This window comes from Pseudomonas sp. LB3P25 (genome assembly GCF_054897985.1).
On the sequence record NZ_CM142711.1, the window covers coordinates 4,061,664 to 4,074,647 of the forward strand.

Consider the following 12,984-nt stretch of genomic DNA (forward strand, 5'->3'; position numbering starts at 1 on the left):
GGGTCGACAGAATCTTTACCCGAACGGATCACGCATCGCGACATTGCTGTCCGCCGGGCCCATTGCGCCCCGGCTCCCTCCTCAACTCAACTCAACTCAACTCAACTCAGCCGGCAGGGAAGTAATGGCCGTTGTCCAGGTCCTCGAGCAGGCCGGGCTGAGCAGGCTCCCAGCCGAGGGTCTGGCGGGTGATGAGATTGGACGCCGGGAGGTCCAGCGTGACCAAATTCGCGAGGAACCCAAAGTATCCCGGCAGCATCAGTACGTCCGCGGGAATGCTCACGGCCGGCAGGCCCAGACGGCTGCCAATGGCCTCGGCGATCTCGCGGAACGAAATAGCCTCGTCGGCAACCGCGTGCCAATTTTTGCCGGCAGGGCCCTTCTCCAGTGCCAGACGGAACACGGCGGCGAGGTCGCGGGCGTGCACGGCCGACCAGTTGTTCTTGCCGTCACCGGGATAGCCTACGACGCCCTTCTCCTTCGCAAGTCCGATCAGTATCGGGAGGAAGCCGGCGTTGTCGGTCGTGCTGTGCATGATGGTAGGAATCCGCACGACCGAGGACCGCACGCCTTGCTTGGCGAGACCGAGTACGGTCGTTTCCACGATGTTACGAACTCGCAAGGTGCCCTTGAACTTCTCGCCGCCAGAGAGGGTGGGATCCTCCTCGGTTGCTGGACGGCCGAGATGTTCCCAACCCGGCGAGCCGATGCTCCCAGACGTGACCAGTGGCTTTCCGGTCCCCTTCAGTGCCTCGCCGTATGCGAGCATGATCGCCTGCTCCGCGGCAGCCACCGCGTCGAGGCCTCCGGTGGGAAGCAGGTCTTGCCTGTGCGCGACGTGAATGACACCGTCGGAATCCGCTGCCGCCGCTTTTAGCCCGTCGAGATCATCGAGGTCGCCGCGACGCACCTTGGCGCCAAGCGCAGACACCGCCTCTGCGGACTTGTCCGACCGGGCAAGCGCAGTGACCTCGTGACCGGCTGCAATGAGGTCGGAAATGATATACGGACCGGAATGGCCGGTCCCTCCAGTGACGAAAACGTGCATGTTAATGCTCCTTGTGAGTGATGTGATGCGAGAAGTGGTGCTACGGGTGCACTCAGCCGAGAAGGCTGACGCCGATTGAGAAGTTGGTGTGCTTGACGGAGTGGGCGATGAGGCCCAGCGAAAGCAGGCAGGCATGCTCCAGCGTTCGCGCCATGAGCCGCGGCCCGGTGTCCATCGGGCGCAGTCCGAGGCTCTCGATGAACGCCGAAACGCGTGCCTTCGCCTGCGCGTCGTCCCCGGCGATGAATACGTCCAGCGGGTGGCCCTCGACAGGACCGTCGGCCAGGACGTGGGAGAAGTGGGTGTTGAACGCCTTGACGACTTCTGCGTCGGCAGGGGCGGCTTTGGCGGCAAGGCCGCCGATCGCTGCCACCGTGTCGCCTGAGCCGATGATGCTGATAGTGCTCATGCGCAGTTTCCTTGCAGGTATGGGGTTGATCATTCCAAGGCTGCTGGTGCGATCCGGCGAACTCATTCAACGTACGATCCATGCTGGTCGCTTCACTTGCAAAAAGCAAGTGATCTGTGGGGTTTTACTTGCGACATGCAAGCGATGCTAAGATCCAGCCATGAAGACAACTTTTAAAGAAGACTTTCGGTCCCATTGCGCGGTGAACTACGGCGTGGAGATTTTCGGCGACCGGTGGTCGCTCTTGATCATTCGCGACATCGTTTTTGTTGGAAAGAAGACGTATGGCGATTTCCTGAAATCGGAAGAGGGAATCGCGACCAATGTTCTTGCTTCCCGACTTGCCTTTCTTGAGGAGCAAGGCGTTCTCTCGAAGGCGCCCAGCCCCGACGACAGGCGCAAGGATTTCTACACATTGACCGAGAAGGGCCTGGACCTCATTCCGATTGTGATCAACATTGTGCTCTGGAGCGCGAAGCATGATTCGAAGTCGTACGTGCGGCGCCACGAGGATTTAGTTGCTCGATTAAGTCAAAACCCCATGCAGGCGAGCGAGGAGGTGAAGGCGCTGGTCCGCAATGGCGGGTGCATCTTTCCTGAGAGTGGGGGATGAACAAGGCGGCGAACGCGCCCTTTCACGGCGCGCAGCAAATGAGATGGTATCGGTCCGGATGACTCAGGGCCTTGGGCTCGCGACCATTTCTGAGGCCCGCGCCAGTGCTTGCGTGTCGACATACTCCCGGATGTTCGTCAGCTTGCCATTGCGAACAGTGATGGCGAAGACAAAATAGTCCTCAAACGTCCTGTTCGTGGCTTTGACTTTCCCCGTAGCAAAGCCGACGACCAGAACCCGGTCTCCCTGCGCTACGAACTCGGGGGGCTCCGGGGAGGAAACTTCCATCTCTGCGGAAGCCTTCTGAAGCAAGTCTGCCAATCCCGCGTGCCCGCGGTGCGTACCGGCTAGCGGCCAGCCCTCTCCCGGAATAATCCACTCGATATCATCGGCAGACAACGCCAGCAGAGTGTGCCTATCGCCGCCGCCCATTGCTGCAAAAAAGTCCTTCACAATCTGGATATTCTCTTGAATGCTCATAAAGACTTCTCCATTGCTCTTACAGAGGATCGCGTAGTGTCCGTCATTCAGCCGGGGACGAGGCCGAGTTGTTGCTGCATCGCAGAAGCCTCGTTGTAGCAATGGAAAGATTTGACCTTCCCACCTTCGAGGTGGAAAACATCGCATGACGGGACATCTATCGTCTTGCCCGTGGGAGCTAGCGTCCCTGAAGCAAGAGGCAGATCACCTTTGTGCGTTCCCCGAATCGCGAGTTCGACAACGACGACGTCTCCCGCGACATGGATCTTAAATATCTCACGGTGCACATCGGGGAACGCACTGACCATACCCGCGATAGACTCACCAATGGCCTTGCCGCGAAACTTCATGCCGGATGCCATATCCCACATGTATCCTTCCTCAGAGAACATGGAAACAAACTTCTCGATATCCGTTCCTTGCCCTTCCGCAGCGGCGCAGAGTTCTCTGATTATTCTTTCATTATCAAGCATCATCATTCCTCTCCTTCATTATTGAGCACTTACCTGGTCGTATAAGTTGTGTCCAGGACCGCATCAACATTTGCGATCACGATTCATCAGTCGAACTTGACCAAGTCCTTGAAGATCAGTTGACCCCAGGTATTTCCGCGCGCCTGCACAAGCAGTCCACCTTCCGAAAGTCCGCCAAGTTTGATCGGCGAGAAACCGAGATTTTGCGCAAGCGCACCAATCTCCGCTTCGGCGCTGTCATCGTCGCTCGCCAGAAACACGACTCTCCTGCCACCCTGTACGGCCGGATCCTGGCCAAGGACGGCGGCGCCCAAATGGTTGAAGCCCTTGACCAGTCGTCCACCAGTAAAGGCCTGCGCGACGACTCTGGAAGAAGGCTCTCCTCCCAGTTCCTCAGGGGACACGCCGTAGGCATTGGTCACATCGATGATGGTCTTCCCCTTCCAGGTCGGCAACACCTTCGCGACATCCGGGTGCGACTCGAAACGGACAGCCAGAAAGACGATGTCCGCCTTGACCGCGTCCGCCAGTTTTTTGGGAATGATCTGGGGTCCGATCGCTGCTGCGGCGGATGCAAAGCTTTCCGGGTCGCGCGTGGTTGCAACGGATACTTCGATGCCGTTGCGGGCAAACGCCTTGGCCAAGGCCTGACCGATATTGCCGAAGCCGATGATTGCGTAGCTCATATATTCTCCTGAGGTTTACCGAGTTCTACGGCGCTCCGAATAATCGAATGGAGCGCCTGGGCGTAGGGCGTCAGAGTTGCGCAAGACCGCCGTCAACGGCGACTTCGCTGGCGGTCATGAAGCTGCTGTCCGGCGACGCGAGAAAGGCGGCCACGGCCCCGATCTCCGCCGGATCGGCCATGCGCTGAAGCGGAGTCATCGCGGCGTAGGCTTTCTGGCCCTCCTCGCCCAGCGCTTCCTTCGCGAGTTCGGTCGCCGTCGCCCCGGGCGACAGCACGTTTACCCGAATGCCGGTGCCCTTCAGGTCCTCGGCCCACGTCCGCGCGAGGTTGCGCACTGCCGCCTTGCTCGCGCTGTAGGCGCTCATTCCCGGGGCGCCCGTGGTGCCGGCGCTCGAACCGGTCAGGATGATCGAACCGCCTTTGCCCATCAGCGGCAGCGCCTTCTGGACTGTGAAGATCGTCCCCTTCACGTTGGTGTCGAAGGTTTCGTCAATGTGCTCGGCGGTGATCTTGCCGAGCGCAAGCTGGCTTCCCGCCCCGGCATTGGCGAAGACGATGTCGAGGGTTCCGCGCTCGGCCTTCACCGCCGCGTAGAGTCGGTCGAGGTCGGCCAGATCGGAGACCGAGCCCTTCACCGCGCGGGCATTGGGCCCAAGTTCGGCCACAGCGGCGTCGAGCGCTTCCTGCCGGCGGCCAAAGATGAAGACGAAGGCGCCCTCCTCGATGAAGCGTTTTGCGGCGGCGCTGCCGATGCCGGTAGCGCCACCGGTGATCACAGCGGTCTTTCCATTCAGTCTGGTCATGTCGTGCATCCTTCCTAAGCGTTGTATGGAAGCAGGGAGCTGCTTGCTTGAGGACGACTATGCGGTTCTAATAACCTAACGACAAGTATGCACTTTTAGGTAAGTACCCAATTATGACGACACCTTCTGAAACCTGCGACCCCGGCTGCGGGCTCAACGCCACGCTCCGCATCATCTCGGGCAAGTGGAAACCGCTGGTCCTGTTTTTCCTGCGCGACGGCCCAAAGCGCTATGGCGAACTAAAGCGCTTGGTCCAGGGCGTCAGTGACAAGGTGCTGATCCAGCAATTGAAGGATTTGGAGGCCGATCACGTGCTAGCGCGGACCGACTACAAGGAAGTGCCGCCGCGCGTGGATTACGCGCTGACCCCGCTCGGTCGCAGCTTGGCTGACGCGATCATCCCGCTGTGCACTTGGGGAACCGAGAACATGGCGGAAATGGCAAGCATCTTCGCCAAGCGCGACACTTTGCCCTAGCAGGATACTGAAGAACTGCTGAGTCGGACGACCCTGCGCATTCGTGGGAGGGCGGCAGGTCGAATTCCTCCGATCAGACCGTCAGGATGCGCGGTTTGGGCGCTCTGGCCCATGTTTGTGCTGAAACGATAGCCGAAGGTCCGCTTCTGGCCGATTTCTGCTGGTCGCCACCGTCAGCTTTGGGCCGAAAACTGCCGGTCATGTAGTGCGACTAACGGCCAAAAAGCTGGCTTGCTCAGCCTAATGTGAACGGCCTGAACAGCATCAACACGAGTACAACCACACATTGCGGTTCCCAGCTCGGTGATGGACTCGTTTTCTGGTGTATCCGCGCACCCTACCGTTCTATCCGGTCGCCTTCCCAACATTACGACCTTGATGAACGCCCAGCCTGCCGGGTAGCAAATGACGCGGATAACAATTTCAAGCAATACATCCAGCATCGAAGCTCCATGGCATAGTCAATTTCAACATGATTACGATCGTAGTTTGGGGCCTGCCGGAGAAGATGTCCGGACTAGACACGCTCATCCTGCAGCCCTGCCATACTGTTCAGCATGACCCGTGCAACCTTCCGCTTCTACGAGGAGCTCAACGATTTCCTGCCGGCCGAACGGCGGCGGCAGTCCTTCACCTGCGAGTGCGCGCGAGGGGCGACGGTCAAGCACATGATCGAGGCGCTCGGGATACCGCACACGGAGGTCGAGCTGGTGCTGCTCAACGGCGAGTCGGTGGGCTTCGAGCGGGTGATCCTGGACAGTGACCGGCTGGCGGTGTATCCCAAGTTCGAAGCGCTGGACATCAGCCCGCTGCTAAAGGTTCGTGCGCAACCTTTACGGGTGCTGCGCTTCGTCGCTGATGCGCACTTGGGCGGGTTGGCCAGCCTGCTGCGCATGAGCGGCTTCGACACCCTCTACGACAATGGCTTCGAAGATGGCGAGATCGCCGAGATCGCTGCGCAGCAAGGACGCATCGTGCTAACCCGTGACCGCGAACTGCTCAAACGGCGGATCATCAGCCACGGCTGTTACGTGCATGCCCTGAAACCGTCGCTGCAGCTGCGCGAATTGTACGAGCGCCTCGACCTGGCGCGTAGCGCGCGGCCATTCAGCCTGTGCCTTCATTGCAACCTGCCGCTGCAGGAGATTAGCCCGGAACTGGCCCGGCCGCAGGTGCCGCCACGCATTGGCGCCCTCTATTCGCACTTCCTGCGCTGCGGCGCCTGCCAACGGGTTTACTGGGAGGGTTCGCACTGGCGCGCCATGTGTGCACTGCTGGCACCTCTGCTGGGCCGATAGCCGAGCGCATCGGGCTGGCTGCGCTGCCGGGATAACTGGCTTTTGCATCAGGTAGATAACGGCTATTTTCTGCCGGTCGGGATCGGTTGCGCTGGGCCCGCCGGCGGCCGGTCACGCTAATTTGATGGTGCCGCCCTGGATGTCGTCGCGCGCCAATCGCAAGTCATTGGCGTCCTGATTGAGCCGGTGAATCAGGTTGAGCAACCGCTGGCGCAACAACTCGTCATCGAGCTGCTCAGCGGCGCGCATTACATCCAGCGCCGCGACCTCGTTGTTGGTGGCGACTGAGTCGAGCAACTTGCGCATGCTTCGTGATGGCCGATTCATCTCTAACACCTTCGGTTTCCGTGATGCGGATCATACGACCCGAATGTTTCGCCAGTGTTTCATTTGCAAAGAGCCGGTTTTGCGCCACCGGCGCCGGCTGAATTACCGCTTGAAAGTCCGATACCACTGGTTCCAGATACTGTTTTCTCGCAGATTCACACTATGCATTCAAGACAAATGTTTATCTGCGCAGTCGTAGTATGGCGAGAACCCCTATGTGGTTAATCGTTCGCTCTGGAGCCTTTACTCGGATCGATGACTTTCCTGTCTGGTCTTCACGGTGACAAACATTTTGATGCGGTCGTGAATCTCCTGGAGGGCATGACGAAAAGGCTCATGTCTCTCGCTGGTCGTCGGGTCTTCAAAACTCCACACGATCACCTCGCCGGAAGATGGCATCCGAGACGCCTCTTCGGACGATTTATCACACAGCGTGATGACATAGTCGAACGGCTGCCCCTCAAACTCACCGATGGCTTTACTGCGCAATCCCGTGCGGTCTACACCAATATGATCGAGCGACTCCAAGGTGCGTGGGTCGATCTCACTGGCCTCGAGGCCAGCGCTGCAGGGTTCGAAGTGTACCGAGTCAGTGTGTCGCAGCAGTGCTTCTGCCATGAGTGAACGAACGTCATTTTTTGCGCAAACGAACAGCACTCGAAATTTGTCAGCCATGACTTTCTCCCCCAATCTCAGTCTGTTGAACCAGTAATCTTAGTCAACGGGTAGCCGCCCCGTTCAGGTCTGGCTTTCAAGCAAGTTGAACAGCTCCACGAATTGCCGGGTTAGCTTGTGTTGCGGTTCCAGATAGATCAATGGCTTGCTGGCCTGGTGTGACTCACGCATCTTCACCGAACTCATCAGATACGTAGACAACACTGGCATTTTCTCGGCAACCAGCTCGTCGAGCAGTCGTTGCGGCAGTGCATTGCGAGCCTGGAATTGGTTAACGACGATGCCCTCAACCTCCAGCCTCTCGTTATGATCACTTTTGATCTCCTCGATTTCTCTCAGCACACCGTAAATCGCCTGGCGAGAAAAGCTGTCGCAATCAAAAGGGATCAAACAGCGGTCAGCGGCAATCAGTGCCGAAACGCTGTAAAAATTCAGACCCGGCGGAGTATCCATATAGATCCGCTCATAGTCTTCATCGAGCCTGTCCAGCAGCTTGCTGAGTTTCTGAATTTTGTAGCGTGTCTCGAGCTTGGATTGCAGATCAGTCAGCTCCGACGAGGCAGCGATTAAATGCAAGTTGTCGAAGCGGGTTTCATGGATATTGGCTTGGGCCTTCTTCGATGCAGGGCCTGGGAACAGTGTCTGTTTGAAGAAGTCGGCGATCCCCTGGGGAATATCTTCGCCGCTGAATCCCGTCAAATAGTGAGTAGCATTGGCTTGGGCATCCAGATCAATCAGCAAGGTGCGATAGCCCTCATAGGCACTGATGGCCGCGAGGTTACACGCGATGCTGGATTTACCGACGCCACCTTTTTGATTAAAAACCACACGTCTCATGAAATGTCCGAAAAATTAGCATAGGTGGACATCATGTCTTTCCCTGAGTTTTATAGCTTCAAGCACTGTGAAAGCTGTAACGATTCAACGTAAAGGCCCCAGCTCTGCAAGGTTGCTATGGGTTGATCAGTGTTTACTCATCAGGCCATGTAGAACGCCGAACCTCAGCCCCGGTTCGGAAGGCGTCATCTGCGAGACACCAAATACCTTGAATGCCGCCAGCATGAGCACCAGACCGCCAGGCAAGATGCTCTGGCGATGGGTTTGCAAGCCCGCCAGTCTGAGCTGTTTGACATGCCCCACTTCAAGCAGGCGCAACGACAAGCGCAATAGGCCACTGTAGGTGATGCCGCTTTCGCCATAGTCGTTCAATCCGTTGGCCTTGAGTACTTTGGCCAGCATCCGTGCGGTGCCTGAAGAACCTATCACCTGCTGCCAACCCAGCGCGCGATAACGACGCGCCACTTTTTCAAACTGCACAGTGGCCACACGCTCAGCCTCCAGGAGCGCCTGAGCCGTGATACAGCCCCCCTGAAAGTAACGCGAGCCGAAGGTGCCGCTGCCAATGGCAATACTCTCGGTCATCAGGGGCTGAGCGCCCTGCCCCAGAATCAATTCAGTAGAACCTCCACCGATATCCACGACCAGGCGCCTGTTTTGTGTACCGGGTATCGTATGAGCGACACCGGCGTACACCAGTCGGGCTTCTTCATGCCCAGAGATGACGTCAATCCGAAACCCCAGATGCCGCTCCGCGCTGGCCAAAAACAGTTGAGCGTTGTCGGCTTCACGGACGGCACTGGTCGCCACCGCCCGCACACGACCGGCCTCGAAGCCGCGTAACTTTTTGCCAAATCGCGCGAGCGCTTGCCATCCCCGGTCCAGAGCCAACTCGTCCAGCGCGCCACCTTGAAACCCCTCCGCCAAACGCACAGGTTCACGCAAGGTTTTCACTTCCTGGATCAAGAACCCCTGACTTCGTCTGACTGACTGGCCGATTATCATGCGAAACGCATTAGAACCAAGGTCAATGGCTGCAAATAGAGAGGCGTCTCCTTTCATGGGGGATTCCTTGCAAGCTGAGCGCTCTAGGCGGTTTGCGAGGATCTTGCCATGGGGTCGATGACGCTAAGATGACACCCTCTACTCTTTACGGATGAGCAGACACCAGGATCGAGGGTCTTGAGGATGTGAACTTCGAAGGACGCAAAAAATGTGTCATCGCGCTGTAACCTTCGACAGTCATACTCAGGCTATACAACGCGTGCTCGTTCTTCTGCTGCCACTTTAGGCGGCTTTTTTTTGCCTGATGATTTTGGCAGCCGCTTTGCCAGCTCTACCAATTGGGTTTCTGCTTTGTCGAGCGCGGTGACTGCGCAACTTTGCCAAACCTTTTCCAACGCACCCAGGTCGGATTCGATCAGCGCCTTTTGGCACCACTGATAATGGTCATGCCAGGAGCCCAAAGCCGATTGCAGTGCTTTGAGCGCACTCGCCGCTTTACCCGAAAGAGGTGAAAGCGTGGGAAAAGCTTCCGTGAGGTAGCGCGTGCGCTTGACCAGGATTCTCAACTCGTGCCGATCAAACCCAACGTCATCCACGGCAGCATGCAGCCGGTCAATCTGCTTTTTCAGCGCTTTCTCAATTTGAGGTTGGATGTGTTTTAAACCGCCGCCGACTTCAACTGAGCGAAAAGCGGTAGGCCACACATCCAATTGAATGAACAGGTTCTTCAGGACTGGGCTTTTTAGAATGTTGGAATAATGAGATGCCAAGCGCGCTTTTCTGACCTGCGCCTGGACAGGAAAGCCTTTGTCCTCAAGCTCCTGAATCATCACCTCCAGATCGCGAGCAGGTGTAGTCAGCCTTCCTACTTCAGTCGCAGCATTATTCAGAGCCAACACCCCGCTCACGGTGCGCATCGGTCGAAGCAAACTCCTGATACGCCTCACGGCGATCCTCAGATCATGCAAAGCTTCGCTATCAGTTCGTGCCTCCAACCGAGCACGGGCGTGATACAGGGCAACCTGAAGGGCCAATATCTCAGCAACGAACTTGTCGACGAATGCCATTCGGTCATCTCATTGAAACGGGATTGACACGAGCTTAGCAGAAGCGTCGATCCTCCAATATTGACTACCGTGAGAGTTGCTACGCGTCATCGGCGACCACTCGTAAGAAAGAATCTTCGGGAATGCTGGTCAGGAGGTCGCACAAATGTCGGCTATGGGTTTCGGTTAGTCGTGGATAGGCAGACATCGGCCAAAAGCGATCATAGTGAGCCTTAAAGGAACGGCGAAATGTTCGCCATTGCGCGCGTCACGTAGACCTCCTTCTCTCCTACCGGTGCCACATAATGAATCGCACTGCGTGCAGCCTCGACGCCTTCCAGGCGGGCGATGAACCAGGCGGCCAGATACTGCGACGACAGGCACCCGCCGGCCGTCGCGACGTTTCCCTTGGCCACGAACGGCTGATTGAGCACTGCCACGCCGGCCTCTTCGACCCACGGCTTGGTGGTCAGGTCTGTGCAGGCCGGAACGTCGTCCAACAGGCCCAGCTTGGCAAGTATGAGCGTGCCCGAGCACTGAGCACCCAGCAGCTGACGCGTCGGGTCGAGTTTCAGGCGAGACATCAGCGTGGCGTCAGCGACGACGTCCCGGGTCTTTCTCCCACTACCCACAAGTACAGCGTCCGCGCTGCAGGCGTCTTCGAGCGATGTCTGCGCCTCAATCACCGCGCCGTTCATCGACAGCACCTTGTCCGTGGGGCTGGCGATAGATACCCGCCAGCCGGGCCGCTGGACCCGGTTGAGGATGCCGAGCGCGATCAGCGAGTCGAGTTCGTTGAAACCGTCGAAAGTCAGGATAGCGATGTGCATCAGGAGCCTCGTGCGAGTAGAGACGTTGTTGGCATCATCGTAAAATCGATAATCAATTCACTCAAATAATTGTCATGGATACATGACGACCTGCCACAGCCCCACAAGCTTCTGGTTGAGGACCACCTCGCGACCGACTCGTTCGCGACTTCAGCGCAGTGTCCCTCATACGATTCGGTTAGCGCTTGGCGCCGTCAGCCCACCAACTATCCAGGCACTTGTTATGTATACAGATACTCTGGTGATGCCCATGGATTTAGGCCGGTGGCCGACGTGAGGCCGTCCTCAAGACCCTAAAGCTTGAACTGCGTTACCAGGGCATTGAAGGAGACGGCAAGCCGCGACAGCTCCTGGCTCGAAGCGCTGGTCTGGTTGGCACCCGCAGCGGTTTGGGTCGAGAGGTCCTGGATGTTCAGCAGATTACGGTCCACCTCACGGGCGACCTGAGCCTGTTCTTCGGACGCCGAAGCGATCACCAGATTGCGCTCGTTGATGGTGACGACCCTGTCTGTAATCTTCTCCAGCGCCGCACCGGCGCTCTGGGCCAGTTCCTGAGTGTTGGTGGCCAGCGACAGGCTCTTGCCCATGGCAGTGACGGCCCCATTAGCGCCCGATTGCACGGTACTGATCATGCCTTCGATTTCTACGGTCGAGGCTTGGGTGCGGTGGGCGAGCGCGCGCACTTCATCGGCCACCACTGCAAACCCACGCCCCTGTTCGCCAGCACGGGCGGCTTCGATGGCAGCGTTGAGCGCCAGCAGGTTGGTCTGTTCGGCGATGCTGCGGATCACGTCCAGTACCTTACTGACTTCCCGAATGTGCCCGGCCAGTTCGGTCACCGTCTCGGTCGACTCGGTGATCTCTTCCACCATGGTGCTGATGCCCATGAGCGTATGGTGGACCTGACTGCGGCCATGAGCGGCGTCTTCGGTCGCGGCATTAGAGGCCTCGGAGGTTGACACGGCGTTGCGCGCCACTTCCTCGACTGCCGCAGTCATTTCATTGACAGCGGTGGCCGCCTGTTGAATTTCGTCATTCTGCCGCGTCAGGCCCCGGGTACTTTCCTCGGTCACAGCACTCAACTCTTCGGCGGCTGAGGCCAACTGGTTCGAGGCGCTGGCGATCTGCGCAATGGTGTGCTTCAAGCCGCCCTGCATGTCCGCCAAGGCATTGAGTAGTTGCCCCACTTCATCGCCACGGGTAGTGGAAATGCTCTGGGTCAGATCGCCACCGGCAATGCGCTGGGCACTAGCGACTGCCACCGCCAGTGGGCGAGTGATCATACGCGTAATCAGAATGCCCAGAGCGACAGCCACCAGAAAGGCAATCACGATCCCGACCAACAGGATCAGCGTGGAGCTGGCTTCAAGTTCCTGCGCACCCTCGGCACTTTCTTTGATCTGCCGCTTGTTCGAATCGATCATAGCCCGCAGGTAATCGCGGGCATGAATGAACACGTCAACCGACAGCGCGTTCAAGCGAGTGCGTGCCTGAGCAAGATCGCCGGCGTCCACCGACTCAATGACCTTCTGGGCACCTGCCACATATCCGGGCCACAGTTCTTTGTACTTGTCCCCCGCTGCCCGCTCATCAACCGCCAGAGGTGTGGCACGGTAGGTCGCGAAGGCATCTTCTGCCCGAGCCAGATCCGTCGCCAGGTTCTGGCGAACACGCGCCTTGTCCGCTTCGGACACGTCGCCGGTGTGAGCGTCAACCAACCGGTAGAGCCCGCGGTTGTGAGCAACCAGACTGGTCATGGTCTCGTTGATGTTGCCCACTGAGACCAGGCTGTTGGAAAAGGTCAAAGACAGCGCAGTGGCCAAACGGCTGATGCCCACCATTCCCAACCCACCCACGACCAGGGTGATCAGGGCGCAGATGACGAACGAGGTCAAAAGCTTGGTCGAGAACTTGGACTGATTCAGAAGGTTCATGTGGCAAACTCGATGGATTAGAGGTAACGAAATGTCAATCAG

Annotated in this window: 16 protein-coding genes and 1 pseudogene; 3 read left to right on the forward strand and 14 right to left on the reverse strand. The window is 58.0% G+C overall.

Annotated elements, in window-relative coordinates:
* Nucleotides 1-106: 106 nt before the first annotated feature.
* Complete coding sequence (locus tag ACYZTW_RS18450; RefSeq protein WP_140893119.1) at nt 107-1,048, reverse strand: SDR family oxidoreductase; 942 nt, start codon at nt 1,046-1,048, stop codon at nt 107-109.
* A 52-nt stretch (nt 1,049-1,100) separates the two neighbouring features.
* A complete protein-coding gene (locus ACYZTW_RS18455; protein WP_462001223.1) occupies nt 1,101-1,457 on the reverse strand; it encodes an NAD(P)-binding domain-containing protein in 357 nt (118 codons plus the stop codon).
* Between the two features lie 160 nt (nt 1,458-1,617).
* On the opposite strand from ACYZTW_RS18455, the gene ACYZTW_RS18460 reads away from it, so the two are divergent.
* Nucleotides 1,618-2,070 carry a winged helix-turn-helix transcriptional regulator gene (locus ACYZTW_RS18460; RefSeq protein WP_462001224.1) on the forward strand — a complete coding sequence of 151 codons (453 nt, stop codon included), beginning with the start codon at nt 1,618-1,620 and terminating at the stop codon, nt 2,068-2,070.
* Between the two features lie 63 nt (nt 2,071-2,133).
* On the opposite strand, the gene ACYZTW_RS18465 is transcribed toward ACYZTW_RS18460, so the two are convergent.
* The 4 genes from ACYZTW_RS18465 to ACYZTW_RS18480 form a co-directional block, all read right to left on the reverse strand.
* Nucleotides 2,134-2,550, reverse strand: a complete 417-nt coding sequence (locus tag ACYZTW_RS18465) for a nuclear transport factor 2 family protein (protein ID WP_462001225.1) — start codon at nt 2,548-2,550, stop codon at nt 2,134-2,136.
* 47 nt (nt 2,551-2,597) lie between these two features.
* On the reverse strand, nt 2,598-3,029 hold the full coding sequence (locus ACYZTW_RS18470) for a nuclear transport factor 2 family protein (protein ID WP_462001226.1): 432 nt from the start codon (nt 3,027-3,029) through the stop codon (nt 2,598-2,600).
* 80 nt (nt 3,030-3,109) lie between these two features.
* Nucleotides 3,110-3,709: an NADPH-dependent F420 reductase gene (locus tag ACYZTW_RS18475; RefSeq protein ID WP_462001227.1), complete on the reverse strand. Its 600-nt coding sequence runs from the start codon at nt 3,707-3,709 to the stop codon at nt 3,110-3,112.
* A gap of 70 nt (nt 3,710-3,779) precedes the next feature.
* Entirely contained in the window at nt 3,780-4,514 is a 735-nt protein-coding gene (locus ACYZTW_RS18480; protein WP_462001228.1) for an SDR family NAD(P)-dependent oxidoreductase, read from the reverse strand.
* A 113-nt stretch (nt 4,515-4,627) separates the two neighbouring features.
* Between ACYZTW_RS18480 and ACYZTW_RS18485 the strand changes: the two genes are divergently transcribed.
* Both ACYZTW_RS18485 and ACYZTW_RS18490 read left to right on the forward strand, forming a co-directional pair.
* A complete protein-coding gene (locus tag ACYZTW_RS18485) occupies nt 4,628-4,990 on the forward strand; it encodes a winged helix-turn-helix transcriptional regulator (RefSeq protein WP_462001229.1) in 363 nt (120 codons plus the stop codon).
* 557 nt (nt 4,991-5,547) lie between these two features.
* Nucleotides 5,548-6,288, forward strand: a complete 741-nt coding sequence (locus ACYZTW_RS18490) for a Mut7-C RNAse domain-containing protein (RefSeq protein ID WP_462001230.1) — start codon at nt 5,548-5,550, stop codon at nt 6,286-6,288.
* Nucleotides 6,289-6,399: 111 nt separating this feature from the next.
* Here the strand turns inward: ACYZTW_RS18490 and ACYZTW_RS18495 are convergent, their stop codons facing one another.
* The 8 genes and pseudogenes from ACYZTW_RS18495 to ACYZTW_RS18530 form a co-directional block, all read right to left on the reverse strand.
* Entirely contained in the window at nt 6,400-6,615 is a 216-nt protein-coding gene (locus tag ACYZTW_RS18495; protein WP_462001231.1) for a hypothetical protein, read from the reverse strand.
* Nucleotides 6,616-6,858: 243 nt separating this feature from the next.
* Complete coding sequence (locus tag ACYZTW_RS18500) at nt 6,859-7,290, reverse strand: arsenate reductase ArsC (RefSeq protein WP_462001232.1); 432 nt, start codon at nt 7,288-7,290, stop codon at nt 6,859-6,861.
* A gap of 63 nt (nt 7,291-7,353) precedes the next feature.
* On the reverse strand, nt 7,354-8,127 hold the full coding sequence (locus ACYZTW_RS18505) for a ParA family protein (protein ID WP_462001233.1): 774 nt from the start codon (nt 8,125-8,127) through the stop codon (nt 7,354-7,356).
* Nucleotides 8,128-8,253: 126 nt separating this feature from the next.
* The gene (locus ACYZTW_RS18510; RefSeq protein WP_462001234.1) at nt 8,254-9,189 is read right to left on the reverse strand and encodes a Ppx/GppA phosphatase family protein; all 936 of its coding nucleotides are present in this window, start codon (nt 9,187-9,189) and stop codon (nt 8,254-8,256) included.
* Between the two features lie 191 nt (nt 9,190-9,380).
* Complete coding sequence (locus ACYZTW_RS18515; RefSeq protein ID WP_462001235.1) at nt 9,381-10,199, reverse strand: CHAD domain-containing protein; 819 nt, start codon at nt 10,197-10,199, stop codon at nt 9,381-9,383.
* Nucleotides 10,200-10,411: 212 nt separating this feature from the next.
* On the reverse strand, nt 10,412-11,008 hold the full coding sequence (locus ACYZTW_RS18520; protein ID WP_462001236.1) for a DJ-1/PfpI family protein: 597 nt from the start codon (nt 11,006-11,008) through the stop codon (nt 10,412-10,414).
* A gap of 293 nt (nt 11,009-11,301) precedes the next feature.
* The gene (locus tag ACYZTW_RS18525; protein ID WP_462005789.1) at nt 11,302-12,165 is read right to left on the reverse strand and encodes a methyl-accepting chemotaxis protein; all 864 of its coding nucleotides are present in this window, start codon (nt 12,163-12,165) and stop codon (nt 11,302-11,304) included.
* A pseudogene (locus tag ACYZTW_RS18530) lies at nt 12,160-12,942 on the reverse strand (MCP four helix bundle domain-containing protein); the annotation flags it as partial. The gene ACYZTW_RS18525 and the pseudogene ACYZTW_RS18530, both read right to left, overlap by 6 nt.
* Nucleotides 12,943-12,984: the final 42 nt, after the last annotated feature.

Excerpts from the sequence above, each read along its gene's own strand:
- ACYZTW_RS18450 (WP_140893119.1), bottom strand. The coding sequence starts at position 1,048 with ATGCACGTTTTCGTCACTGGAGGGACCGGCCATTCCGGTCCGTATATC.
- ACYZTW_RS18455 (WP_462001223.1), bottom strand. The coding sequence starts at position 1,457 with ATGAGCACTATCAGCATCATCGGCTCAGGCGACACGGTGGCAGCGATC.
- ACYZTW_RS18460 (WP_462001224.1), top strand. The coding sequence starts at position 1,618 with ATGAAGACAACTTTTAAAGAAGACTTTCGGTCCCATTGCGCGGTGAAC.
- ACYZTW_RS18465 (WP_462001225.1), bottom strand. The coding sequence starts at position 2,550 with ATGAGCATTCAAGAGAATATCCAGATTGTGAAGGACTTTTTTGCAGCA.
- ACYZTW_RS18470 (WP_462001226.1), bottom strand. The coding sequence starts at position 3,029 with ATGATGATGCTTGATAATGAAAGAATAATCAGAGAACTCTGCGCCGCT.
- ACYZTW_RS18475 (WP_462001227.1), bottom strand. The coding sequence starts at position 3,709 with ATGAGCTACGCAATCATCGGCTTCGGCAATATCGGTCAGGCCTTGGCC.
- ACYZTW_RS18480 (WP_462001228.1), bottom strand. The coding sequence starts at position 4,514 with ATGACCAGACTGAATGGAAAGACCGCTGTGATCACCGGTGGCGCTACC.
- ACYZTW_RS18485 (WP_462001229.1), top strand. The coding sequence starts at position 4,628 with ATGACGACACCTTCTGAAACCTGCGACCCCGGCTGCGGGCTCAACGCC.
- ACYZTW_RS18490 (WP_462001230.1), top strand. The coding sequence starts at position 5,548 with ATGACCCGTGCAACCTTCCGCTTCTACGAGGAGCTCAACGATTTCCTG.
- ACYZTW_RS18495 (WP_462001231.1), bottom strand. The coding sequence starts at position 6,615 with ATGAATCGGCCATCACGAAGCATGCGCAAGTTGCTCGACTCAGTCGCC.
- ACYZTW_RS18500 (WP_462001232.1), bottom strand. The coding sequence starts at position 7,290 with ATGGCTGACAAATTTCGAGTGCTGTTCGTTTGCGCAAAAAATGACGTT.
- ACYZTW_RS18505 (WP_462001233.1), bottom strand. The coding sequence starts at position 8,127 with ATGAGACGTGTGGTTTTTAATCAAAAAGGTGGCGTCGGTAAATCCAGC.
- ACYZTW_RS18510 (WP_462001234.1), bottom strand. The coding sequence starts at position 9,189 with ATGAAAGGAGACGCCTCTCTATTTGCAGCCATTGACCTTGGTTCTAAT.
- ACYZTW_RS18515 (WP_462001235.1), bottom strand. The coding sequence starts at position 10,199 with ATGGCATTCGTCGACAAGTTCGTTGCTGAGATATTGGCCCTTCAGGTT.
- ACYZTW_RS18520 (WP_462001236.1), bottom strand. The coding sequence starts at position 11,008 with ATGCACATCGCTATCCTGACTTTCGACGGTTTCAACGAACTCGACTCG.
- ACYZTW_RS18525 (WP_462005789.1), bottom strand. The coding sequence starts at position 12,165 with ATGCAGGGCGGCTTGAAGCACACCATTGCGCAGATCGCCAGCGCCTCG.